Annotated in this window: 21 protein-coding genes; 20 read left to right on the forward strand and 1 reads right to left on the reverse strand. The window is 69.9% G+C overall.

Annotated features, from left to right (window positions below; translation table 11 throughout):
- Positions 1–202: 202 nt before the first annotated feature.
- From thrB to ACH4K4_RS13420, 20 genes are all read left to right on the forward strand, one after another.
- Positions 203–1,120, forward strand: coding sequence for a homoserine kinase (gene thrB / locus ACH4K4_RS13325; protein WP_398167038.1), 918 nt, complete (start codon positions 203–205; stop codon positions 1,118–1,120).
- Between the two features lie 362 nt (positions 1,121–1,482).
- Positions 1,483–3,540, forward strand: a complete 2,058-nt coding sequence (gene rho, locus ACH4K4_RS13330; protein ID WP_398167039.1) for a transcription termination factor Rho — start codon at positions 1,483–1,485, stop codon at positions 3,538–3,540.
- 377 nt (positions 3,541–3,917) lie between these two features.
- Positions 3,918–5,042, forward strand: a complete 1,125-nt coding sequence (locus tag ACH4K4_RS13335) for an LCP family protein (protein ID WP_398167040.1) — start codon at positions 3,918–3,920, stop codon at positions 5,040–5,042.
- 173 nt (positions 5,043–5,215) lie between these two features.
- A complete protein-coding gene (gene rpmE, locus ACH4K4_RS13340) occupies positions 5,216–5,440 on the forward strand; it encodes a 50S ribosomal protein L31 (RefSeq protein ID WP_003981327.1) in 225 nt (74 codons plus the stop codon).
- Positions 5,441–5,598: 158 nt separating this feature from the next.
- Positions 5,599–6,678: a peptide chain release factor 1 gene (gene prfA / locus ACH4K4_RS13345; RefSeq protein ID WP_398167204.1), complete on the forward strand. Its 1,080-nt coding sequence runs from the start codon at positions 5,599–5,601 to the stop codon at positions 6,676–6,678.
- A 112-nt stretch (positions 6,679–6,790) separates the two neighbouring features.
- Positions 6,791–7,630: a peptide chain release factor N(5)-glutamine methyltransferase gene (gene prmC, locus ACH4K4_RS13350; protein WP_030017734.1), complete on the forward strand. Its 840-nt coding sequence runs from the start codon at positions 6,791–6,793 to the stop codon at positions 7,628–7,630.
- A gap of 53 nt (positions 7,631–7,683) precedes the next feature.
- Positions 7,684–8,331: an L-threonylcarbamoyladenylate synthase gene (locus ACH4K4_RS13355; RefSeq protein ID WP_398167042.1), complete on the forward strand. Its 648-nt coding sequence runs from the start codon at positions 7,684–7,686 to the stop codon at positions 8,329–8,331.
- Complete coding sequence (locus tag ACH4K4_RS13360; protein WP_398167044.1) at positions 8,328–8,990, forward strand: protein-tyrosine-phosphatase; 663 nt, start codon at positions 8,328–8,330, stop codon at positions 8,988–8,990. The genes ACH4K4_RS13355 and ACH4K4_RS13360 overlap by 4 nt, the downstream gene beginning before the upstream one ends.
- A gap of 590 nt (positions 8,991–9,580) precedes the next feature.
- Positions 9,581–10,894: a serine hydroxymethyltransferase gene (gene glyA / locus ACH4K4_RS13365; RefSeq protein ID WP_398167045.1), complete on the forward strand. Its 1,314-nt coding sequence runs from the start codon at positions 9,581–9,583 to the stop codon at positions 10,892–10,894.
- A gap of 99 nt (positions 10,895–10,993) precedes the next feature.
- Entirely contained in the window at positions 10,994–12,367 is a 1,374-nt protein-coding gene (locus tag ACH4K4_RS13370; protein WP_398167047.1) for an MraY family glycosyltransferase, read from the forward strand.
- Between the two features lie 290 nt (positions 12,368–12,657).
- On the forward strand, positions 12,658–13,095 hold the full coding sequence (locus tag ACH4K4_RS13375) for a hypothetical protein (protein ID WP_398167049.1): 438 nt from the start codon (positions 12,658–12,660) through the stop codon (positions 13,093–13,095).
- 279 nt (positions 13,096–13,374) lie between these two features.
- A complete protein-coding gene (gene atpB, locus ACH4K4_RS13380; RefSeq protein ID WP_030022193.1) occupies positions 13,375–14,172 on the forward strand; it encodes a F0F1 ATP synthase subunit A in 798 nt (265 codons plus the stop codon).
- Between the two features lie 80 nt (positions 14,173–14,252).
- Positions 14,253–14,492, forward strand: coding sequence for an ATP synthase F0 subunit C (atpE, locus tag ACH4K4_RS13385; protein ID WP_030022192.1), 240 nt, complete (start codon positions 14,253–14,255; stop codon positions 14,490–14,492).
- A 62-nt stretch (positions 14,493–14,554) separates the two neighbouring features.
- Complete coding sequence (locus tag ACH4K4_RS13390) at positions 14,555–15,103, forward strand: F0F1 ATP synthase subunit B (RefSeq protein WP_398167206.1); 549 nt, start codon at positions 14,555–14,557, stop codon at positions 15,101–15,103.
- Positions 15,100–15,915, forward strand: a complete 816-nt coding sequence (locus ACH4K4_RS13395; RefSeq protein ID WP_398167051.1) for a F0F1 ATP synthase subunit delta — start codon at positions 15,100–15,102, stop codon at positions 15,913–15,915. Before ACH4K4_RS13390 ends, ACH4K4_RS13395 begins: the two co-directional genes overlap by 4 nt.
- 150 nt (positions 15,916–16,065) lie before the next feature.
- Positions 16,066–17,658, forward strand: coding sequence for a F0F1 ATP synthase subunit alpha (gene atpA, locus ACH4K4_RS13400; RefSeq protein WP_398167053.1), 1,593 nt, complete (start codon positions 16,066–16,068; stop codon positions 17,656–17,658).
- Between the two features lie 20 nt (positions 17,659–17,678).
- On the forward strand, positions 17,679–18,599 hold the full coding sequence (locus tag ACH4K4_RS13405) for a F0F1 ATP synthase subunit gamma (protein WP_360132089.1): 921 nt from the start codon (positions 17,679–17,681) through the stop codon (positions 18,597–18,599).
- A gap of 5 nt (positions 18,600–18,604) precedes the next feature.
- Positions 18,605–20,047 carry a F0F1 ATP synthase subunit beta gene (gene atpD, locus ACH4K4_RS13410; protein WP_398167055.1) on the forward strand — a complete coding sequence of 481 codons (1,443 nt, stop codon included), beginning with the start codon at positions 18,605–18,607 and terminating at the stop codon, positions 20,045–20,047.
- Between the two features lie 108 nt (positions 20,048–20,155).
- On the forward strand, positions 20,156–20,539 hold the full coding sequence (locus ACH4K4_RS13415) for a F0F1 ATP synthase subunit epsilon (protein ID WP_003981308.1): 384 nt from the start codon (positions 20,156–20,158) through the stop codon (positions 20,537–20,539).
- A 119-nt stretch (positions 20,540–20,658) separates the two neighbouring features.
- Positions 20,659–21,108: a DUF2550 domain-containing protein gene (locus tag ACH4K4_RS13420; protein ID WP_360132083.1), complete on the forward strand. Its 450-nt coding sequence runs from the start codon at positions 20,659–20,661 to the stop codon at positions 21,106–21,108.
- A 133-nt stretch (positions 21,109–21,241) separates the two neighbouring features.
- On the opposite strand, the gene ACH4K4_RS13425 is transcribed toward ACH4K4_RS13420, so the two are convergent.
- Positions 21,242–22,870: glycosyl hydrolase family 18 protein (locus tag ACH4K4_RS13425; protein WP_398167057.1), on the reverse strand; the 1,629-nt coding region annotated here is incomplete at its 5' end.

Genomic DNA, 22,870 nt, shown 5'->3' on the forward strand with positions numbered 1-22,870 from the left:
ACACGCATCGTGCGCCTCCTGTGCGCCCTATGTCGCCACAGAACCTTCCTTCGATAGGCTGGCAGCCAACTCCCCTCCCCACGGCATGTCGCAGTGGTGTGCAGGGCAGGTCAGAACGGTCCCCACGAGCCGGCCGGGCACCCTGGTGCCGCGGCGCTCAGGGGCAGTGCCGCAGCATCACATCAAGGAGAGTCATCGAGCGATGGCCGGTCCAGCGTTCCGCGCCGCCGCCGTCCGGGTGCGCACCCCCGCGACCAGCGCCAATCTCGGTCCCGGCTTCGACGCCCTCGGGCTGTCCCTCGGGCTGTACGACGACGTCGTGGTGCGCGTGGCCGATTCCGGCCTGCACGTCGACATCGCGGGCGAGGGCGCCGAAACCCTGCCGCGCGACGAGAGCCACCTGCTCGTCCGGTCCCTGCGCGCCGCCTTCGACCTGCTCGGCGGGCAGCCGCGCGGCCTGGAGATCGTGTGCGCCAACCGCATCCCGCACGGCCGGGGCCTGGGCTCCTCCTCCGCCGCGATCTGCGCCGGCATCGTGGCTGCCCGCGCCGTGACCATAGGCGGCGAGCAGCGGCTCGACGACGCGGCGCTGCTGGAACTGGCCACCGAGATCGAGGGCCACCCCGACAACGTGGCCGCCTGCCTGCTCGGCGGCTTCACCCTGGCCTGGACGGACACCGGGTCCGCGCGGGCCATCAGGATGGAGCCCGCGGATTCCATCGTTCCGGTGGTCTTCGTGCCCGGGAAACCGGTGCTCACGGAGACCGCGCGCGGACTGCTGCCGCGTACCGTCCCCCATGTGGACGCCGCGGCCAACGCCGGTCGCGCCGCACTGCTCGTGGAGGCCCTGACCAGGCGCCCCGAGCTGCTGCTGGCCGCGACCGAGGACCGACTTCACCAGGAGTACCGTGCTCCCGCGATGCCCGAGAGCGTGGCCCTGGTGAACCGACTGCGTGCGGACGGCGTCCCCGCGGTCGTCTCCGGCGCGGGCCCCACGGTGCTCGCGCTGGTACAGGAGGAAGCGGCCGACAAGGTGGCCGGCCTTGCGGGCGAGGGGTGGGCGGCCAACCGGCTGGCCCTCGACGCGGCGGGTACCTCGGTGCTGCCGCTCGCCGGGTGATCGTCGATTGCCGGTCTTCGAGAGGGGGAATGTTTGTTGGATCCGGTAGTGTTAACCTCAAGTGAGTACGTGACGCCTCAGCGGCGCGGTACTTCGTGTCCCCCATCGGGACCACCTTTCTTCCGGGAGCCTCCCAAACTGCTTGGAGCAGTTGCCTGAGCAGAAGCGAGCACGCTCCGGAAATCGGCGTGACGGACATGAGTCACTGACAGCTCTTCGCGCCGGAACCATGAACTGATCTCTCCGCCATTTCCGGCGGGACCACCGCCCCGGCCAGGTCCGCAAGTACGGGACCGCAGCCGGACAGCACAACCGGTCGCCGAGCCAGACAGGCCGACGCCCGCTCCAGGGAAGGACCCTTCGTGAGCGACACCACCGATCTGATGGGCGTACGCACCGATGGCAGTGCCACCGCGCCCGCCACGGACGCTCCCGCCGCGCCTGCGCGGCGCCGCCGTTCCGGCACCGGCCTGGACGGCATGGTCCTGGCAGAGCTGCAGCAGGTCGCCTCCAGCCTCGGTATCAAGGGCACCGCGCGGATGCGCAAGAGCCAGCTGATCGAGGTCATCAAGGAGAAGCAGGCCGCCGGCTCCGGTTCCGGCGCCGCGGCCAAGGGCGACGCGCCCGCCGAGACCGAGACCAAGCCCAAGCGCCGGGCCACGTCCAAGGCCCGTACGGGCGAGGACGGCGACGCCAAGGCCGCGGGCAAGGCGGACAAGGCCGCCGCCGACAGCTCCGCAGGCCAGCAGCAGATCGACATCCCGGGCCAGCCGGGAGGCACCGCCTCCGACGAGCAGCCGGCCGGCGAGCGCCGCCGGCGCCGCGCCACCGCCGCCGCGGGCAGCCCCGACGGCGCCGGCGAGGCGAAGTCCGAGGGCAAGGCCGAGGCGAAGGCCGACACCCGTACGGCGCCGCGCGAGGACGCCAAGGCCGAGGCCGCGGCGGACAGCGCCGAGGGCCGCCAGGGCAAGGGCGACCGCCAGGACCGCGGCGACCGCCAGGACCGCGGCCAGAAGGGTGACCGCCAGGGCCGCGGCGAGCGCGGCCAGCGCGACCGCCGCAACAAGAACAACGACGGTGGCGACGGCGGCAACCAGCAGGGCGGCGGCAACCGCCAGCGCGACAACCGCGACAACCGTGACAACCGCCGGGCCGACGAGGACGGGGACGACTTCGAGGGCGGGCGCCGCGGGCGCCGCGGCCGTTACCGGGACCGGCGCGGCCGCCGCGGCCGTGAGGACTTCGGCAACGAGCCGCAGGTCTCCGAGGACGACGTCCTGATCCCCGTCGCGGGCATCCTCGACATCCTCGACAACTACGCGTTCATCCGGACCTCCGGCTACCTGCCGGGACCGAACGACGTGTACGTCTCGCTCGCCCAGGTCCGCAAGAACGGCCTGCGCAAGGGCGACCACGTCACCGGCGCGGTCCGCCAGCCCCGCGAGGGCGAGCGGCGCGAGAAGTTCAACGCGCTGGTGCGCCTGGACACCGTCAACAGCGTCGCGCCCGAACAGGGCCGCGGCCGCCCGGAGTTCGGCAAGCTGACGCCGCTTTACCCGCAGGAGCGGCTGCGCCTGGAAGGTGAGCCGGGCGCGCTGACGCCGCGGATCATCGACCTGGTCGCGCCGATCGGCAAGGGCCAGCGCGGTCTGATCGTGGCGCCGCCGAAGACCGGCAAGACCATGATCATGCAGGCGATCGCCAACTCGATCACCCGCAACAGCCCCGAGTGCCACCTGATGGTCGTCCTGGTCGACGAGCGTCCCGAAGAGGTCACCGACATGCAGCGGTCGGTCAAGGGCGAGGTCATCTCCTCGACCTTCGACCGCCCCGCCGAGGACCACACCACCGTCGCCGAGCTCGCCATCGAGCGCGCCAAGCGCCTGGTGGAGCTGGGCCACGACGTGGTCGTCCTGCTGGACTCGATCACCCGTCTGGGCCGTGCGTACAACCTCGCCGCGCCGGCGTCGGGCCGCATCCTGTCCGGTGGTGTCGACTCGACCGCGCTGTACCCGCCGAAGAAGTTCTTCGGTGCGGCGCGCAACATCGAGGACGGCGGCTCGCTGACCATCCTGGCCACCGCGCTGGTCGAGACCGGCTCGCGGATGGACGAGGTGATCTTCGAGGAGTTCAAGGGCACCGGCAACATGGAGCTCAAGCTCGACCGGAAGCTCTCGGACAAGCGCATCTTCCCGGCGGTGGACGTGGACGCGTCCAGCACCCGTAAGGAAGAGATCCTGATGGGCAGCGACGAGCTGGCCGTCGTCTGGAAGCTGCGGCGCGTGCTGCACGCCCTGGACCAGCAGCAGGCCATCGAGCTGCTGCTGGACAAGATGAAGCAGACGAAGTCCAACGCGGAGTTCCTGCTCCAGATCCAGAAGACGACGCCCGGCATGGGCAACGGCAACGGCAACGACTGAGGCCCGCCCGGGTCCCTAGCGGAGCGAAGGCGCTCGTACAAGCGCCGGATGCGGCCATAGCCGTACGGCAGAGCCCTCCCGGTCACTTCGGTGGCCGGGAGGGCTTATCGCTGCCCGCAGAACCCGCAGATTGTTGCCTTGCGCACACGCACAATGTCGGCGGACGCCTCCCCTCCACTTCCCGGGTCCGGACGAAAGTCCTGGTCACAAGGGACGTAGTGCACTGCCGCCGGAGCCCTGCGGTGCCGTTTTCTAAGAATGGCTCTCAATCCCGCTGTGCAACCCTTCCGGTCTACCCCCCGTCTTTCAAAGCGCAACAAACCGTGGCTGAACGGTGACGGCGAGGGGCAGCCGAGAGAACGAGGACTGAGGAGCAGATGGCGGACAGCAGCAAGGCCGCGAAGGCGGCCACCGGCCGTTCCCGCGGCATACGCGCCACGGGCCGCCGGCGCAAGGGCCCGACCCGGCGCCGCCGCGCCCTGACGATCACCGTGTGCGCGCTGGTCAGCTGCGTGCTGCTCGGTGGCGCCGGACTCGGCTACGTCTACTTCAAGCTCAACGGCAACCTGAAGGGCGTCGACATCAACGCCGCCCTGGGCAAGAACCGGCCGCAGGACAACGACGACGGGTCGATGGACATCCTCGTCATGGGATCGGACTCCCGGGCGGGCGCGAACGGCTCGTACGGCACGGACGAGGGCAACGCCCGCTCCGACACCGCGATGATCGTGCACGTCTACAAGGGCCACAAGAAGGCCAGCGTGGTCAGCATCCCGCGCGACACCATGGTCCAGCGCCCCGACTGCACCAAGGACGGCAAGAACATACCGGGCCAGCGCAAGGCCATGTTCAACACCGCCTTCGAGGTCGGCGGGCCGGCCTGCGCCGTCAAGACCGTCGAGTCGATGAGCGGCATCCGTATGGACCACTTCGTCGAGGTCGACTTCACCGGCTTCAAGAAGCTCATCGACGCCCTCGGCGGCGTGGACATCACCACCACCAAGCCCATCCACGACAACAAGAGCCACCTGAACCTGGAGCCGGGCAAGCACACCCTCAACGGCGAGGACGCGCTCGGCCTCGTCCGCACCCGGCACGGCGTGCCCGGCGGCGACGGCAGCGACCTGGGCCGCATCCAGCTCCAGCAGACCTTCATCAAGGCGCTGATGAAGCAGGTCAAGAGCATCGGGCTGCTGTCCAACCCGGCGAAGCTCTACAGCATCGCCGACACCGCCACCAAGGCCATCACCACCGACACCGACCTGAACTCGGTCAACGCGCTGATGGGGCTCGCCAAGCAGCTGGGCGGCATCGGGTCGGACAGCATCGACATGGTGACGCTGCCGGTGACGTACGACCCGAAGAACCCGTCCCGCGTCCTGCCGCTGGAGAAGCAGTCGAAGCAGGTCTGGGACGCGCTGCGCCAGGACCAGGACATCCCCCAGGAAGCGATCAAGGATTCCGCAGGTGACAAGGGCGGAACCGACAGTTACGTGAAGTAGCTGAACCGTTTCTTCCGCGCATCTCCCGAAGCCCCGGCCCCCCGGGGAATACCTCCCGGCCCACCCCGGTTTTGGGAGATGCGACCAGTCCTGGCAGACTGGACCGTCGGCCCCGGTTCACGTGACGCAATCCGCGGAACGACCCGGAGCCCTCCCGAACCTAGGAGAATCCCTTGAAGCGCGACATCCACCCGGAGTACGTCGAGACCCAGGTCAGCTGCACCTGTGGCGCGTCGTTCACCACCCGTAGCACCGTGGCCGGCGGCACCATCCGTGCCGACATCTGCTCCGAGTGCCACCCGTTCTACACGGGCAAGCAGAAGATCCTCGACACCGGTGGCCGCGTGGCCCGCTTCGAGGCCCGCTTCGGCAAGGCCGCTGGCTCCGCCAAGAAGTAGCGACCCGCAAGGCGCCGGTTCCCGGTCGCCCCTCCGAGGGGCGGCCGGACCGGCGTTTTGTCGTCCAGGCCACGGATCCCGCCGGAGGTCCGCGGCCGCGGCAGCGCGCCGCACAGGTGCCGGCAACCGGTATACACAGCCAGGTGAGGAACCCCACGATGTTCGAGGCGGTCGAGGAACTGATCGGCGAGCACGCCGATCTCGAAAAGCGGCTGGCCGACCCCGCGGTCCACGCCGACCAGCGCGAGGCCAAGCGGCTCAACAAGCGCTACTTCGAACTGACCCCGATCGTCACCACGTACCGCGCCTGGAAGCAGACCGGCGACGACATCGGCACCGCCCGCGAACTGGCCGCCGACGACCCGGACTTCGCCGACGAGGTCAAGGACCTCGAAGCCACCCGCGAGGAGCTGACCGAGAAGCTGCGGCTGCTGCTCGTACCGCGCGACCCCAGCGACGACAAGGACGTCATCCTGGAGGTCAAGGCCGGCGAGGGCGGCGAGGAGTCCGCGCTGTTCGCCGGCGACCTGCTGCGCATGTACCTGCGCTACGCCGAGCGCGTCGGCTGGAAGACCGAGATCCTGGAAGCCAACGAGTCCGACCTCGGCGGCTACAAGGACGTCCAGGTCGCCGTGAAGACCAAGGGCGGCAACGGCGCCACCGAGCCCGGCCAGGGCGTGTGGGCCCGCCTGAAGTACGAGGGCGGGGTGCACCGCGTCCAGCGGGTGCCCGCCACCGAGTCCCAGGGCCGCATCCACACCTCGGCGGCCGGCGTGCTCGTCACGCCCGAGGCCGAGGAGGTCGAGGTCGAGATCGGCCCGAACGACCTGCGCATCGACGTCTACCGCTCGTCGGGCCCCGGCGGCCAGTCGGTCAACACCACCGACTCCGCCGTGCGCATCACCCATCTGCCCACCGGCATCGTCGTCTCCTGCCAGAACGAGAAGAGCCAGCTCCAGAACAAGGAGCAGGCCCTGCGCATCCTGCGCTCGCGGCTGCTGGCCGCCGCCCAGGAGGAGGCCGAGAAGGAGGCCTCGGACGCCCGGCGCAGCCAGGTCCGCACCGTCGACCGCTCCGAGCGCATCCGGACGTACAACTTCCCCGAGAACCGGATCTCGGACCACCGGGTCGGCTTCAAGGCGTACAACCTGGACCAGGTCCTCGACGGCGAACTCGACCCGGTTATCCAGGCGTGCGTCGACGCCGACTCGGCCGCCAAGCTGGCCGCCGCCCAGTAAGCCCGTAAAACGTCCGTACCACGCCCGTAGAACGAGCCGGAGGAACAGCGTGCCGTCGCCTTCCGGGGGCCACGACCCCCAGCGGCCCCGCCGCGGGCCCAGTCCCCGTACCGTGCTGCTCGCCGAGGTGGCCCAGGCCACCCAGCGGCTGGCCGACGCCGGCGTACCCTCACCGCGCTTCGACGCGGAGGAGCTCGCCGCGCACGTCCACGGCGTCAAGCGCGGCGAACTGCACCGCGTCCCCGACGCGGACTTCGACGCCCGCTACTGGGAGGCCGTCGCCCGCCGCGAGGCCCGCGAGCCGCTCCAGCACATCACCGGGCGCGCCTTCTTCCGCTACCTGGAGCTGCACGTCGGCCCCGGCGTCTTCGTACCCCGCCCGGAGACCGAGTCCGTCGTCGGCTGGGCGATAGACGCCGTACGGGCCATGGACGTCGTCGAACCGCTCATCGTCGACCTGTGCACGGGCTCCGGAGCCATCGCGCTCGCCCTGGCCCAGGAGGTGCCGCGCTCGCGCGTGCACGCCGTGGAGCTGTCGGACGAGGCCATGCAGTGGGCACGCAAGAACGTCGAGGGGTCCCGCGTCGTTCTCCAGCAGGGCGACGCGCTGACCGCGCTACCCGAGCTGGACGGCCAGGTGGACCTGGTCATCTCCAACCCGCCGTACATCCCGCTGACCGAGTGGGAGTACGTCGCACCCGAGGCACGCGACCACGACCCCGAGCTCGCGCTGTTCTCGGGCCAGGACGGCCTGGACACCATCCGCGGCATCGAGCGGACCGCACACCGCCTGCTGCGGCCCGGCGGCGTCGTGGTCATCGAGCACGCCGACACCCAGGGCGGCCAGGTTCCGTGGATCTTCACCGAGGAGCGGGGCTGGGCCGACGCGGCCGACCACCCCGACCTGAACAACCGGCCCCGCTTCGCCACCGCGCGCAGGGCGACGCCATGACGAGCCCGGCCCCCACGAGTCATCTGTCTGTTCCGCACGAGGAGGTCCGTTAAATGGCACGGCGTTACGACTGCAGCGACGCGACCGACCGCGCGACCGGTCTGCGCGAGGCCGCATCGGCCGTCCGTCGCGGCGAGCTGGTCGTGCTGCCGACCGACACCGTCTACGGCATCGGCGCGGACGCGTTCAGTGCCGAGGCCGTCGGTGACCTGCTTCAGGCCAAGGGCCGCGGGCGCGGCATGCCCTCGCCCGTGCTCGTCGGCTCCCCGAACACCCTCCACGGGCTCGTCACGGACTTCTCCGAACAGGCGTGGGAACTGGTCGACGCCTTCTGGCCCGGCGCGCTCACCCTGGTCGCCACCCACCAGCCGTCGCTGACCTGGGACCTGGGCGAGACCCGCGGCACGGTCGCGGTCCGCATGCCGCTGCACCCGGTCGCCATCGAGCTGCTCACCGAGTTCGGCCCGATGGCCGTCTCCAGCGCCAACCTCACCGGCCACCCGTCGCCGCAGGACTGCGACGCGGCCCAGGAGATGCTCGGCGACTCCGTCTCCGTCTACCTGGACGGCGGCCCGACCCCCGCCGCCGTGCCGTCCTCCATCGTGGACGTCACGGGCCCGGTGCCGATGCTGCTGCGCGAGGGCGCGATCAGCGCGGAGGAGCTGCGCAAGGTGGTACCGGACCTTGAGGTGGCGAATTGATTGCCCCCCTGGGGCGTGGCATAGCGGGACCCGGCGAGGACACCTACCGCACCTTCCGCATCCTCCACGTCAGCACCGGCAACGTCTGCCGCTCGCCCATCACCGAGCGGCTCCACCGGCACGCCCTCGACCTGCGTCTGGGGGAGGACCGCGGCGGCCTGGTCGTGGAGAGCGCCGGCACCTGGGGCCACGAAGGCGCGCCCATGGAGACCCACGCCGCCACCGTTCTGGCCGACTACGGAGCGGATCCGGCCGATTTCACCGGCCGCGAGCTGCTGGACGAGCACGTCATCCGGGCCGACCTCGTCCTGACCGCCACCCGCGACCACCGAGCCCAGGTCATCTCCATGGGCCATTCGGCGGGGCTGCGCACCTTCACGCTGAAGGAGTTCAACCGGCTGGTACGGGCCATAGACCCGGCGACGCTGCCCGAGCCCGACCCGGCGCTGCCCGGCGGCGGCCTGGTCGAGCGCGCCCGCGCCCTGGTCGGCGCCGCCGCCGCGCTGCGCGGCTGGCTGCTGGCGCCGAATCCGGAGGCGGACGAGGTGTACGACCCGTACGGCGCGCCCATCACGTTCTTCCGCTCCATCGGCGACGAGATCAACCAGGCGCTGGACCCCGTGGTGACCGCCCTGACGGGAGTTCCGGCCCGCGCCTGACCCTTTTGGGTGGCCGGGGCGGCCGACGCTGCTCTGGGGGCGTGGAGGGCGCTCTGGACGGCGTGGAGGGCGCTCCGAGGCGCTCCCAGGCGCTCTGAAGGGCTGGGGGCGCCGGGCGGGTCGGGTGGTCGGGCGGTTGGCTGCGGGGCTCGGTTGTGGGGCTTGGTTGCGGCCACCCCTGGGTAAGCCCCCGTCGGGGGGATGATCACGTTCGATTCGGCCTGTGAGGCGGCACCGGGCCCCGGCTTCGGCCCCGGCCCGGCCCCGGCCTCGGCCCTGGCTCGGCTCCGCCTCGGCCCTGGCCCGGCTTCGTCTCGGCCCCGTCCCGGCCTCGGCCCTGGCTCGGCTCCGCCTCGGCCCTGGCCCGGCTTCGTCTCGGCCCCGTCCCGGTCTCGGGCCGCGGGGGCTTCGTCGCGGCGGCCCTTGGGTAAGCCCCCGCTGGGGGGATGATCAGGTTCGATTCGGCCTGTAGGGCGGGCAGCCGGTCCCGCCCCACCGCCACCCCCGCCCCCAAGCGCCACTTCCGGCGCGCTCGAATGCCGCCCCGCGCCTACATTGGGACTACGTTCCTACGAGGACCGGAGCCAGCCATGTCCGCGACCACCGCGTCACCCCGGAGCGAGACCACGGATGCCCGGCGGGCGGGTGGCTACGCGGCGCCCTCCTGGGGCCCCGACTTCGCCGCGCTGCTGGCGCAGGACCCGGAGATCGCCGGGGTGCTGCTGGGCGAGGCGGCCCGGCAGGGCGACGGGCTGCAGCTCGTCGCCGCCGAGAACTTCACCTCGCGGGCCGTGCTCGCGGCCCTCGGCTCCCCGCTCGCCAACAAGTACGCCGAGGGCTACCCCGGCGCCCGGCACCACGGCGGCTGTGAGGTCGTGGACCTCGCCGAGCGCCTCGCCGTGGAGCGCGCCACGGACCTGTTCGGCGCCGAGCACGCCAATGTCCAGCCGCACTCCGGCTCTTCGGCCGTACTGGCCGCCTACGCCGCCCTGCTGCGCCCGGGGGACACCGTCCTGGCCATGGCGCTGCCGCACGGCGGGCACCTCACCCACGGTTCGCCCGCCAATTTCTCCGGCCGCTGGTTCGACTTCGCCGGGTACGGCGTCGATCCGCACACCGGGCTGCTGGATTACGACGAGGTACGCGAGCTGGCCCGCCGCCACCGGCCGAAAGCCATCGTCTGCGGCTCGATCTGCTATCCGCGGCACCTGGATTACGCCGTCTTCCGCGAGATCGCCGACGAGGTGGGCGCCTACCTCATCGCGGATGCCGCCCACCCAATCGGGCTGGTCGCCGGGGGCGTGGCGCCCAGCCCCGTGCCGTACGCGGACGTCGTGTGCGCCACCACCCACAAGGTCCTGCGCGGCCCCCGCGGCGGGATGATCCTGTGCCGCGCCGAGCTGGCCGAGCGCATCGACCGGGCCGTTTTCCCCTTCACCCAGGGCGGCGCCCAGATGAACTCCGTCGCCGCCAAGGCCGTCGCCTTCGGCGAGGCCGCCACCGACGGCTTCGCGGCCTACGCCCGGCAGGCCGTCGCCAACGCGCGGGCGTTGGCCGCCTCTCTGGAGGGGGAGGGCTTGACGGTCACCACCGGGGGTACGGACACCCACCTGATCACCGTCGATCCGGCGCCGCTGGGGGTGGACGCCCGTACTGCCAGGGGGCGTTGCGCGGCGGCGGGGATCGTGCTGGACACCTGTGCGCTGCCGTGTGCCGAGGACCCGTCAGGGCGCAGGCCGGGGCTGCGGCTGGGCGCCGCGGCCCTCACCACCCAGGGGATGGGCGAGGAGGAGGCCGTACAGGCCGGCGCGCTGATCGCGGCGGCCGTCCGGGAGGACCCGCGGGCCCGCGAGAGGACCGCGGCATTGGTCCGGCGCTTTCCGCCATATCCCGATCGGGACTGAGGCCGGGAACCGTTCGCCGGAGCGGGTTGTCTTCCCTTACGTTCACGGATAGGGGGCGGACACGCATATGGTGTGTGGCTGTGATGGCCAGCGATACCAATGGGGCAGCCCGTGCGTGAATACCTGCTGACGCTGTGCGTCACGGCCGCGGTCACTTACCTCCTGACCGGGCCGGTACGGAAATTCGCCATCGCGGCAGGCGCGATGCCGGAGATCCGCGCGCGCGACGTACACCGCGAACCCACCCCGCGCCTCGGCGGCATCGCCATGTTCGGCGGGCTGTGCGCGGGTCTGCTGGTCGCCGCCCACCTCACCAACCTCAAGTCCGTCTTCGAGCACTCCAACGAGCCGCGCGCGCTGCTGTCGGGCGCCGCGCTGATCTGGGTGCTGGGCGTGCTGGACGACAAGTGGGGCGTGGACGCGCTGGTCAAGCTGGGCGGGCAGATGATCGCCGCCGGTGTGATGGTCCTTCAGGGTCTGACGATCCTGTGGATTCCGGTGCCCGGCATCGGCACCGTCTCGCTGAGCCCCTGGCAGGGCACGCTGCTGACGGTCGCTCTGGTCGTCATCACCATCAACGCCGTCAACTTCGTGGACGGCCTGGACGGGTTGGCGTCCGGCATGGTGTGCATCGCCGCCGCGGCCTTCTTCATGTACGCGTACCGGATGTGGTTCGGGTACGGCATCGAGGCGGCCGCGCCCGCGACGCTGTTCTCGGTCGTCCTGATGGGCATGTGCCTGGGCTTCCTGCCGCACAACATGCACCCGGCGCGGATCTTCATGGGGGACTCGGGCTCGATGCTGATCGGGCTGGTCATGGCCGCCGGCGCGGTCTCGGTGACCGGCCAGGTGGACCCGGACCTGCTCAACCTGAAGGCGGGCAGTGTCCGCGAGGCCACCCACGCGATGGTGCCGGTCTACATCCCGCTGCTGCTGCCGCTGACGATCATCGCGGTGCCGGTCGCGGACCTGGTGCTGGCCATCGTGCGCCGTACGTGGAAGGGCCAGTCGCCGTTCGCCGCCGACCGCGGCCACCTGCACCACCGGCTGCTGGAAATCGGCCATTCGCACAGCCGGGCCGTCCTGATCATGTACTTCTGGTCCGCGCTGATCGCCTTCGGTGCCGTGGCGTACTCGGTGAACAACGCCAGCGTGTGGGTCGTGATGGGCATCGTGCTGCTGAGCGCGATCGGGCTGGTGCTCCTGCTGCTGCCGCGGTTCACGCCGCGGGCGCCGCGCTGGGCGGAGTGGATGGTTCCGCCGCGGTACCGCCGCAGTGTGCAGGCGGCGGCGGTGGCCGGCGCGGCCGCCGAGAGCGCGGCGATCGGGGAGGCCGGGCGTCCGGACGATGCGCGCGGCGCGGCGGGCGAGGAAGGGGAGCGGCAGCCGGTGCCGGCGGGGATCCACGGGGCCACCGCGATCGGCGACCGGTCGCGCTTCACGGACCGCCGGAAGGCCGGAAGCCATCGCTGAAGAGGTGTATCGCTCGCACGAGCGACACTCGAAAATCCACCCAATGGGCCTCATAGCAGACAGAAGATGAGCGTGTCGCGCTCCAACGCGCGGATTACTGCTCACGTGTGACGGGTAGCACACCGAGCAGGTAAAGACCTCATCAAATAGTTTGTGATACCGTTCACGAAACCCGGCGACAGAGCCGAAGGACCGTAGTGCGACGGTCCATCGGCCTCAGGTTCTCCCTCAGGCCGGGTCTACGCTCGTCCCTGACGACACCACCCCCATTTTCCTGCCGGAGCGCCGCCATGCAGTCCACTGACGCCCGCCTACTTGCCAATGTCTCCGTACCCTCACTCGCCGCCGGCGCCGTCGGCGTCGCGATCAGTGCTGTGGTCGCGGGCGGGCAGGGGGCGATCGGTGCGCTCATCGCAACGGTGCTGGTCCTGGTGCTGATGGGGTCCGGCCTGGTAGTCCTCCAGCAGACCGCGAAACGCCTCCCCGATCTGTTCCAGATGATGGGGCTGCTGCTGTACGCGGTGCAGATCCTGGCGGTCGCGATCTTCATGATCGTCTTCAAGGACACCACGCTCTTCAACGTCAGGGCGTTCGCCTTCACCCTGCTCGCCACGGTCCTGGTGTGGATCGCCTTCCAGGCCCGCAGCTATATGAAGGCAAGGATTCTCTACGTGAATCCCGAATCCGCCGAGTCGAAGAAGGCGGAAACCACGGGGTCGCGGACGTGAGGCGTAGGGCCGGAATAAAAGCCCACGCGAGAGCCTGCTATCGTCCGGTGCCAACTGCGGCGCAGTCGGCGCAGGTGGCCGAGCTTCCAGGTCCCGAACGAGGGAACCGGTTGCGGGCCCGGCCGACGCCTGTGAACCGACCCGGCCCCGCGCCGGTCAGCTGCCCCCCAATCCGTAAGACCAGTCCAGTGCCGCACCGTGGCTCAATGCCGCGCCGACACAACGAGGTTGCCGTACCCATGCGCCACGCTGAAGGAGCTCGCGGTGAGTGCTGAAACGATGCTCGCCCTCGACACGGAGTGCCACCTCTTTATCCCGGGGTGTGGCTTCGAGGCCCCGGGCCTTCATTCGTTCGTCTTCGAGCCCCTTTTCACCATCGGTGGCTACGAGTTCAACAAGCCGATGCTGCTGGCTCTGGTCAGCACGGTGATCATCGTGGCGTTCTTCTGGGCCGCCTTCGGCCGCGCCAAGGTGGTGCCCGGCAAGCTGCAGATGATCGGTGAGGCGGGTTACGACTTCGTGCGCCGCGGGCTCGTCTACGACGCGCTCGGCAAGAAGGAGGGCGAGAAGTTCGTCCCCTTCATGGTCGCGCTGTTCTTCTTCGTGTGGATCATGAACTTGTGGTCGATCATTCCGGTCGCCCAGTTCCCGGTGACGTCGGTCATCGCGTTCCCCATGGGTCTGGCCCTGGTGGTCTACATCACCTGGCTCGTGCTGACGTTCAAGAGGCAGGGCTTCGTCGGCGGTCTGAAGAACCTCACCGGCTACGACAAGTCGCTCGGCTGGGTCCTCCCGCTGATCATGTTCCTGGAACTGCTGCAGCACCTGATCATCCGGCCCTTCACGCACGCGGTCCGGCTGTTCGCGAACATGTTCGCCGGCCACATGCTCATCCTGATGTTCACCGTCGCCAGCTGGTACCTGCTGAACGGCATCGGCATCGCCTACGCGGGCGTCTCGTTCGTCATGACCATCGTGATGACGGCTTTCGAGCTCTTCATCCAGGCCATCCAGGCGTACATCTTCGTGCTCCTGGCCTGTAACTACATCCAGGGCGCGCTCGCCGAGCACCACTGAGCCCCCAGGTACTCCAGCAGTCCCACCAGACGTCCGGTGGCCAACCCCCACCGGTCCATGAAAGAGAAGGAAGACACGGCATGTCCGCGACTCTCGAACTCGCCGCCGGCCTCACTGGCAACGTCGCTTCGATCGGCTACGGCCTCGCCGCCATCGGCCCCGGCGTCGGCGTCGGCATCATCTTCGGTAACGGCACCCAGGCCCTGGCCCGCCAGCCCGAGGCCGCCGGCCTGATCCGCACCAACCAGATCATGGGCTTCGCCTTCTGCGAGGCGCTCGCCCTCATCGGCATCGTCATGGGCTACGCGTACCCGTCCTAAGCACGGAACGCACCGACGACGCCACTTAGACGGAAGGCATTGATGTGAGCGCCCTGGTGAACATGGCGGCGGAGGTTCCTGAGAACCCCCTCGTCCCGCCGATTCCAGAGCTGGTCATCGGCCTGATCGCTTTCTTCATCGTTTTCGGCTTCCTCGCGAAGAAGCTCCTCCCGAACATCAACAAGGTTCTGGACGAGCGCCGCGCGAAGATCGAAGGCGGTATCGAGAAGGCAGATGCCCTACAGGCCGAAGCCCAGCAGGTCCTGGAGGACTACCGGTCCCAGCTCGCCGACGCGCGCCACGAGGCCGCCCGGCTGCGCCAGGAGGCGCAGGAGCAGGGAGCGACCCTGATCGCCGAGATGCGCGCCGAGGGCCAGCGGCAGCGCGAGGAGATCATCGCTGCCGGCCACGCGCAGATCGAGGCGGACCGCAAGCAGGCCGCGCAGTCGCTGCGCCAGGACGTGGGCAAGCTGGCCACCGACCTGGCGGGCAAGCTGGTCGGCGAGTCCCTTGAGGACCACGCCCGCCAGAGCCGGACCATCGACCGCTTCCTCGACGAGCTTGAGGCCAAGGCGGCGTCGGACTCGACGAAGGCAGAGGCCGGCCGATGAATGGAGCGAGCCGCGAGGCACTCGCCTCCGCACGCGAGCAGCTCGACGCGCTGACGGACAACACTGCCGTCGACGCCGCGAAGCTCGCCGAGGAGCTGGCTGCCGTCACCGCTCTGCTCGACCGCGAGGTGTCGCTGCGTCGGGTCCTCACCGACCCGGCGCAGGCCGGCGAGGCCAAGGCCGAGCTGGCCGGGCGTCTGTTCGGCGGCCAGGTCGGCGGCGAGACCGTCGACCTGCTCTCCGGCATGGTCCGCTCCCGCTGGTCGCGCTCGCGCGACCTGGCGGACGCGACGGAGGAGCTGGCGTACTCCGCCGACCTCGTCGCGGCGCAGCGGGCCGGCGCCCTCGACGACGTCGAGGACGAGCTGTTCCGGTTCGGCCGCATCGTGGCCTCGTCGAACGACCTGCGGGCCGCGCTGACCGACCGCACCGCGCAGGGCCCGGCCAAGGCCGAGCTGCTGCGCTCGCTGCTGGGCGGCCGGTCCAACCCGGTCACCGAGCGGGTCGTGGTCCGGCTTGTCGCACAGCCGCGGGGCCGTAGCCTGGAAGCAGGGCTGGACGCCCTGTCGAAGCTGGCCGCGGCGCGCCGGGACCGGATGGTCGCGGTGGTCACCTCCGCGGTTCCGCTCAGCGACACCCAGCGGCAGCGCCTCGGCGCGGCACTGGCTTCGGTGTACGGACGGCAGGTCCACCTGAACCTCGACGTGGACCCCGGGGTCCTCGGCGGAGTGCAGGTCCGGATCGGCGACGAGGTCATCAACGGCACCATCGCGGAGCGCCTCGACGAGGCGTCCCGGCGGATGGCCGGCTGACCCACCCACCAACTCAAGAAGTAGTACGGCGGCCCGAGTTGGGCCGTGGACGCAGTGACATCACGGGGGCAACCGCCCCTGCCTGCGGCGGGGGACGTACACGACCCCCGTAAACGACGACGGGCCCAACAAGGAGAGCAGGGAACCCAGATGGCGGAGCTCACGATCCGGCCGGAGGAGATCCGGGACGCGCTGGAGAACTTCGTCCAGGCGTACAAGCCGGACGCGGCCTCGCGCGAGGAGGTCGGGACGGTCAGCGAGGCCGGTGACGGCATCGCGAAGGTCGAGGGTCTTCCCTCGGCGATGGCGAACGAGCTGCTGAAGTTCGAGGACGGCACGCTCGGTCTTGCGCTGAACCTGGAAGAGCGCGAGATCGGTGCGGTTGTCCTCGGTGAGTTCAGCGGTATCGAGGAGGGCCAGCCGGTGCGCCGCACCGGTGAGGTGCTCTCGGTCGCCGTGGGCGAGGGCTACCTCGGCCGCGTCGTCGACCCGCTGGGCAACCCGGTCGACGGCCTCGGCGAGATCGAGTCCGAGGGCCGCCGCGCCCTGGAGCTCCAGGCTCCGGGCGTCATGGTCCGCAAGTCGGTCCACGAGCCGATGCAGACCGGCTACAAGGCCGTCGACTCGATGGTGCCGATCGGCCGCGGCCAGCGTCAGCTGATCATCGGCGACCGCCAGACGGGCAAGACCGCCCTGGCCGTCGACACGATCATCAACCAGCGCGACAACTGGCGCTCCGGCGACCCGAAGAAGCAGGTCCGCTGCATCTACGTCGCCATCGGCCAGAAGGGCTCCACCATCGCGTCCGTGCGCGGCGCGCTGGAGGAGGCCGGCGCCCTGGAGTACACCACCATCGTCGCCGCCCCGGCGTCCGACCCGGCGGGCTTCAAGTACCTGGCGCCCTACACCGGCTCGGCCATCGGCCAGCACTGGATGTACCAGGGCAAGCACGTCCTGATCATCTTCGACGACCTCTCGAAGCAGGCCGACGCCTACCGCGCCGTGTCCCTGCTGCTGCGCCGCCCGCCGGGCCGTGAGGCGTACCCGGGTGACGTCTTCTACCTGCACTCCCGCCTGCTGGAGCGCTGCGCGAAGCTCTCCGACGACCTCGGCGCCGGCTCGATGACGGGCCTGCCCATCGTCGAGACCAAGGCGAACGACGTGTCGGCGTTCATCCCGACCAACGTCATCTCCATCACCGACGGCCAGTGCTTCCTGGAGTCCGACCTGTTCAACGCGGGCCAGCGCCCGGCGCTGAACGTCGGTATCTCCGTCTCCCGCGTCGGTGGCTCGGCCCAGCACAAGGCCATGCGCCAGGTGTCCGGCCGGCTCCGCGTGGACCTCGCCCAGTTCCGCGAGCTGGAGGCGTTCGCCGCCTTCGGTTCCGACCTGGACGCGGCCTCCAAGGCCCAGCTCGCCCGTGGTCAGCGCATGACCGAGCTGCTCAAGCAGGGTCAGTACGCCCCGTACCCCGTCGAGGAGCAGGTCGTCTCCATCTGGGCCGGCACCAACGGCCACATGGACGACGTCCCGGTCGAGGACGTCCGCCGCTTCGAGCGCGAGCTGCTGGACTGGATGGGCCGCGAGAAGAAGGAGCTGCTCACCAGCATCGCCGAGGGCGCCAAGATGTCCGACGACACCATCCAGGCTCTCGCCGACACCGTCACCGCCTTCAAGCAGCAGTTCGAGACCTCGGACGGCAAGCTTCTCGGTGAGGACGCTCCGGTCAGCACGAGCAAGTGACGACGGAAGGGACCTGATCCATGGGAGCCAAGCTCCGGGTCTACAAGCGTCGCATCCGCTCCGTCACCGCGACCAAGAAGATCACCAAGGCGATGGAGATGATCGCCGCCTCGCGCATCGTCAAGGCGCAGCGCCAGGTGGCGGCATCGACGCCGTACGCGAGTGAACTGACCCGCGCGGTGACGGCGGTTGCCACCGGCTCGAACACCAAGCATGCCCTGACGACCGAGGCGGACAACCCCACGCGGGCCGCGGTGCTGCTCATCACGAGCGACCGCGGTCTGGCGGGCGGCTACTCCTCCAACGCCATCAAGGCCGCCGAGCAGCTCACCGAGCGGCTCAAGGCCGAGGGCAAGGAGGTCGACTCCTACATCGTCGGCCGCAAGGGTGTCTCGTACTACTCGTTCCGTGAGCGCAAGGTCACGGACTCGTGGACCGGCTTCACCGACAGCCCGACGTACGCGGACGCCAAGGCCGTCGCCGGGCCGCTGATCGCCGCCGTCCAGCAGGACACGGCCGAGGGCGGCGTGGACGAGCTGCACATCGTCTACACCGAGTTCGTCTCGATGATGACGCAGACGCCGGTCGACAACCGGCTGCTGCCGCTCAGCCTCGAAGAGACGGCCGAGGAGGCGCAGGAGTCGGCCAAGGGCGAGATCCTGCCGCTGTTCGACTTCGAGCCGTCGGCGGAGGACGTCCTGGACGCCCTGCTGCCGCGGTACGTCGAGTCGCGCATCTACAACGCGCTGCTGCAGGCCGCCGCCTCGAAGCACGCCGCCACGCGGCGCGCGATGAAGTCGGCGACCGACAACGCGGAAGAACTCATCAAGTCGCTCTCGCGGCTTGCCAACGCGGCCCGCCAGGCCGAAATCACCCAGGAAATCAGCGAGATCGTCGGTGGCGCGAGCGCACTGGCCGACGCGACCGCGGGGAGTGACTGACAACTATGACCACCACTGTTGAGACGGCCACGGCGACGGGCCGCGTCGCGCGGGTCATCGGCCCGGTCGTCGACGTGGAGTTCCCCGTCGACGCGATGCCGGACATCTACAACGCGCTGACCGTCGAGGTCCTCGACCCGGCCGAGGCCGGCAAGAAGAAGACGCTGACCCTTGAGGTCGCCCAGCACCTGGGTGACGGCGTGGTCCGCGCGATCTCGATGCAGCCCACCGACGGTCTGGTCCGCCAGGCCGCGGTGACCAACACCGGCAAGGGCATCACCGTGCCCGTCGGCGACGTCACCAAGGGCAAGGTGTTCAACACCCTCGGCGAGATCCTGAACGTGGACCCGTCCACGGTCGAGGTCACCGAGCGCTGGCCCATCCACCGCAAGGCCCCCAGCTTCGACCAGCTGGAGTCCAAGACCGAGATGTTCGAGACCGGCGTCAAGGTCATCGACCTGCTGACCCCGTACGTCAAGGGCGGCAAGATCGGTCTGTTCGGTGGTGCGGGCGTCGGCAAGACCGTCCTCATCCAGGAAATGATCTACCGCGTGGCCAACAACCACGACGGTGTGTCGGTGTTCGCCGGTGTCGGCGAGCGCACCCGTGAGGGCAACGACCTCATCGAGGAGATGACGGACTCCGGCGTCATCGACAAGACCGCGCTGGTCTTCGGCCAGATGGACGAGCCCCCGGGCACCCGTCTGCGCGTGGCGCTGGCCGGCCTGACGATGGCGGAGTACTTCCGTGACGTCCAGAAGCAGGACGTCCTCTTCTTCATCGACAACATCTTCCGGTACACCCAGGCGGGTTCCGAGGTGTCCACCCTGCTCGGCCGCATGCCGTCCGCGGTGGGTTACCAGCCGAACCTGGCGGACGAGATGGGCCTCCTCCAGGAGCGCATCACCTCGACCCGTGGTCACTCGATCACCTCGATGCAGGCGATCTACGTCCCCGCGGACGACCTGACCGACCCGGCGCCGGCCACCACCTTCGCCCACCTGGACGCGACCACCGTTCTGTCGCGTCCGATCTCGGAGAAGGGCATCTACCCGGCGGTGGACCCGCTGGACTCGACGTCCCGCATCCTGGACCCGCGCTACATCTCGCAGGACCACTACAGCTGTGCCTCGCGGGTCAAGACGATCCTGCAGAAGTACAAGGACCTGCAGGACATCATCGCGATCCTCGGCATCGACGAACTGGGCGAGGAGGACAAGCTCACCGTCCACCGCGCCCGCCGCATCGAGCGCTTCCTGTCGCAGAACACCCACGTGGCGAAGCAGTTCACCGGTGTCGACGGCTCGGACGTGTCGCTGGACGAGTCCATCGCGGCGTTCAACGCGATCGCCGACGGTGAGTACGACCACTTCCCCGAGCAGGCGTTCTTCATGTGCGGTGGCCTCGAGGACCTGAAGGCGAACGCCAAGGAGCTGGGCGTCTCCTGACGGCCGGCCTCGTTCCGGGGGCGGCCATGGCCGCCCCCGGTCCGTACGACCACTAGTATTTGACCCAACATCTGCCGCACCCGGCAGGTGGAGACCCGAGGAGCCATCGTGGCTGAGCTGCACGTCGAGTTGGTCGCCGCCGACCGTCAGGTCTGGTCGGGCGAGGCCAGCCTGGTCGTCGCGCGCACCTCGTCGGGCGACATCGGCGTCATGCCGGGGCACCAGCCGCTGCTCGGCGTGCTGGAATCCGGCCCGGTGACGATTCGTACGACCGGCGAGGACGGTGACGGCACCGTCGTCGCCGCCGTGCACGGCGGCTTCATCTCGTTCGCCGACAACAAGCTGTCTCTGCTCGCGGAGATCGCCGAGCTGTCGGACGAGATCGATGTCCAGCGCGCGGAGCGGGCCTTGGAGCGGGCGAAGTCGGAGGCCGACGCGGCCGCCGAGCGCCGCGCCGATGTCCGGCTGCGCGCGGTGGCGGGCGTGCACTGAGCCCACCACCGACGAGGCAAGTCCCTCAGCCGCGGGCTGCGCTGGTTTCCACCAGGGCGGTCCGCGGCTGAGGCAATGCAGGTGCGTTCCCCGGATACGAGGCGAGGAGGTCGGTGGAGATGGTCCTCGCTCTGCTTGTGAGCGGCGCGGTTGTCGTACTGGTGCTGCTGGGGCTCTTCGTCTTCGGACTACGCAGACGGCTCATCCAGCGCTCCGGCGGCACCTTCGACTGCAGTCTGCGGTGGAACGTGCCCGACGAGGAGGCCGAGCCCAGCGGCAAAGGCTGGATCTACGGCGTCGCGCGCTACAACGGTGACCGCGTCGAGTGGTTCCGCGTCTTCTCGTACGCGCCCCGTCCGCGCCGTGTCCTGGAGCGCTTCTCCATCGAGGTGCTGGAGCGGCGCACCCCGCAGGGCGAGGAGGAGCTGGCCCTGCTCTCGGACTCCGTCGTGCTCGCCTGCCGCCACCGCGGTACGAGGCTGGAGCTGGCCATGAGCGAAGACGCCCTGACGGGCTTCCTGGCCTGGCTGGAGGCTGCGCCTCCTGGGCAACGAGTCAATGTGGCTTAAATAAAAGGAGCTCTCCCCCGGACGGAGTCTGGGGGAGAGTGAACGTGGCCTGAGGCTGTTCGGCTGAACCGGCCGGAGGCCGGGAAGGCGGGGGCGACACCGCCTCCCCGGCCGGTCGGGGGGTGTGGCCGGGTTACTTCAGGCCGCTGTCGATCGCGGTCATCAGTTCACCGTCGGCCGTGTCACCGCTGAATTCCCAGAAGAACGCGCCGCCCAGTCCCTGCTGCTTGGCGTAGTTCATCTTCCCCGTGATGGTCGCCGGGGTGTCGTAGCTCCACCAGTTGCCGCCGCAGCGCGCGTAGGCGGTGCCGGCGACGGTGCCGGTGGACGGGCAGCTCGCCTTGAGGATCTTGTAGTCCTCGATGCCCGCCTCATACTTGCCGGGGGCCGGGCCGGTGGCGGTGCCGCCGGGGGCGTCCTGGGTGACGCCGGTCCAGCCGCGCCCGTAGAAGCCGATGCCGATCAGCAGCTTCTTCGCGGGCACGCCCTTGGCCTTGAGCTTCTGCAGGGCCGCGTCGGTGTTGAAGCCCTGCTTCGGGATGCCGGGGTAGGACGTCAGGGGCGAGTGGGGGGCGGTGGGGCCGGTCTTGTCCCAGGCGCCGAAGAAGTCGTACGTCATGACGTTGTACCAGTCGGCGTACTGCGAGCCGCCGCCGTAGTCGGCCGCGTCGATCTTGCCGCCGTCGGAGCCGTCGGCGGTGATCGCCGCGGTGACCAGCTGCTTGCCGAACTTGTCGCGCATGGCCTTCATCATGTTGCCGAAGGCCGCCGGGCCGCTGGTGTCGCAGGTCAGCCCACAGGCGTTGGGGTACTCCCAGTCCAGGTCGATGCCGTCGAAGAGGCCGGCCCAGCGCGGGTCGTTGACCAGCTGGTAGCAGGAATCCGCGAAGGCGGCCGGGTTCTTGACGGCGTCGGTGAAGCCGCCGGACCAGGTCCAGCCGCCGAAGGACCACAGAATCTTGATGTTCGGGTACTTCGCCTTGAGCTTCTTGAGCTGGTTGAAGTTGCCGCGCAGCGGCTGGTCCCAGGTGTCGGCGACGCCGTCCACGCTCTGGTCGGCGGTGTACGCCTTGTCGGTGGCCGCGTAGGCGTCGCCGATGGTGCACTTGCCGCCCTGGACGTTGCCGAAGGCGTAGTTGATGTGCGTCAGCTTGCTCGCGGAACCGGAGGTGACCAGGTTCTTCACGTGGTAGTTGCGGTCGTAGACGCCCCACTCGGTGAAGTAGCCCAGCTTGACGGCGTCGACCGGCTGTCCGCCGCCGCCGGTGGTGCGGACGGTGGTGGGGGCACTGGCGGGGCCGGTCTGGTCGGCGGTGTCGCGGGCGACGACCGTGTAGGTGTAGTCGGTGCCCTTGGTGAGTCCGCTGTCGGTGTAGGCGAGTTTCTCGACGGTGGCGACCTTCGTGCCGTCGCGCAGCACGTCGTAGTTCTTGACGCCCTTGTCGTCGGTGGCCGCGGTCCAGCTCAGGCGGACGGAGGTGTCGGTGACGTCGCTCGCCACCGGTTTGCCGGGCGCGGAGGGCGGGGTGTCACCCGGCTGTCCGCCGCCGGTAGTGCGGACGGTGGTGGGGGTGCTGGCGGGGCCGGTCTGGTCGGCGGTGTCGCGGGCGACGACCGTGTAGGTGTAGTCGGTGTCCTTCGTCAGGCCGGTATCGGTGTAGGCCAGCTTCTCGACGGTGGCGACCTTCGTGCCGTCGCGCAGCACGTCGTAGTTCTTGACGCCCTTGTCGTCGGTGGCCGCGGTCCAGCTCAGGCGGACGGA

This window comes from Streptomyces sp. NPDC017529, assembly GCF_044329785.1.
Taxonomy (GTDB): Bacteria; Actinomycetota; Actinomycetes; order Streptomycetales; family Streptomycetaceae; genus Streptomyces.

Excerpts from the sequence above, each read along its gene's own strand:
- thrB (WP_398167038.1), top strand. The coding sequence starts at position 203 with ATGGCCGGTCCAGCGTTCCGCGCCGCCGCCGTCCGGGTGCGCACCCCC.
- ACH4K4_RS13335 (WP_398167040.1), top strand. The coding sequence starts at position 3,918 with ATGGCGGACAGCAGCAAGGCCGCGAAGGCGGCCACCGGCCGTTCCCGC.
- prfA (WP_398167204.1), top strand. The coding sequence starts at position 5,599 with ATGTTCGAGGCGGTCGAGGAACTGATCGGCGAGCACGCCGATCTCGAA.
- ACH4K4_RS13355 (WP_398167042.1), top strand. The coding sequence starts at position 7,684 with ATGGCACGGCGTTACGACTGCAGCGACGCGACCGACCGCGCGACCGGT.
- glyA (WP_398167045.1), top strand. The coding sequence starts at position 9,581 with ATGTCCGCGACCACCGCGTCACCCCGGAGCGAGACCACGGATGCCCGG.
- ACH4K4_RS13370 (WP_398167047.1), top strand. The coding sequence starts at position 10,994 with ATGGGGCAGCCCGTGCGTGAATACCTGCTGACGCTGTGCGTCACGGCC.
- ACH4K4_RS13375 (WP_398167049.1), top strand. The coding sequence starts at position 12,658 with ATGCAGTCCACTGACGCCCGCCTACTTGCCAATGTCTCCGTACCCTCA.
- atpB (WP_030022193.1), top strand. The coding sequence starts at position 13,375 with ATGCTCGCCCTCGACACGGAGTGCCACCTCTTTATCCCGGGGTGTGGC.
- atpE (WP_030022192.1), top strand. The coding sequence starts at position 14,253 with ATGTCCGCGACTCTCGAACTCGCCGCCGGCCTCACTGGCAACGTCGCT.
- ACH4K4_RS13390 (WP_398167206.1), top strand. The coding sequence starts at position 14,555 with ATGGCGGCGGAGGTTCCTGAGAACCCCCTCGTCCCGCCGATTCCAGAG.
- ACH4K4_RS13395 (WP_398167051.1), top strand. The coding sequence starts at position 15,100 with ATGAATGGAGCGAGCCGCGAGGCACTCGCCTCCGCACGCGAGCAGCTC.
- atpA (WP_398167053.1), top strand. The coding sequence starts at position 16,066 with ATGGCGGAGCTCACGATCCGGCCGGAGGAGATCCGGGACGCGCTGGAG.
- ACH4K4_RS13405 (WP_360132089.1), top strand. The coding sequence starts at position 17,679 with ATGGGAGCCAAGCTCCGGGTCTACAAGCGTCGCATCCGCTCCGTCACC.
- atpD (WP_398167055.1), top strand. The coding sequence starts at position 18,605 with ATGACCACCACTGTTGAGACGGCCACGGCGACGGGCCGCGTCGCGCGG.
- ACH4K4_RS13420 (WP_360132083.1), top strand. The coding sequence starts at position 20,659 with ATGGTCCTCGCTCTGCTTGTGAGCGGCGCGGTTGTCGTACTGGTGCTG.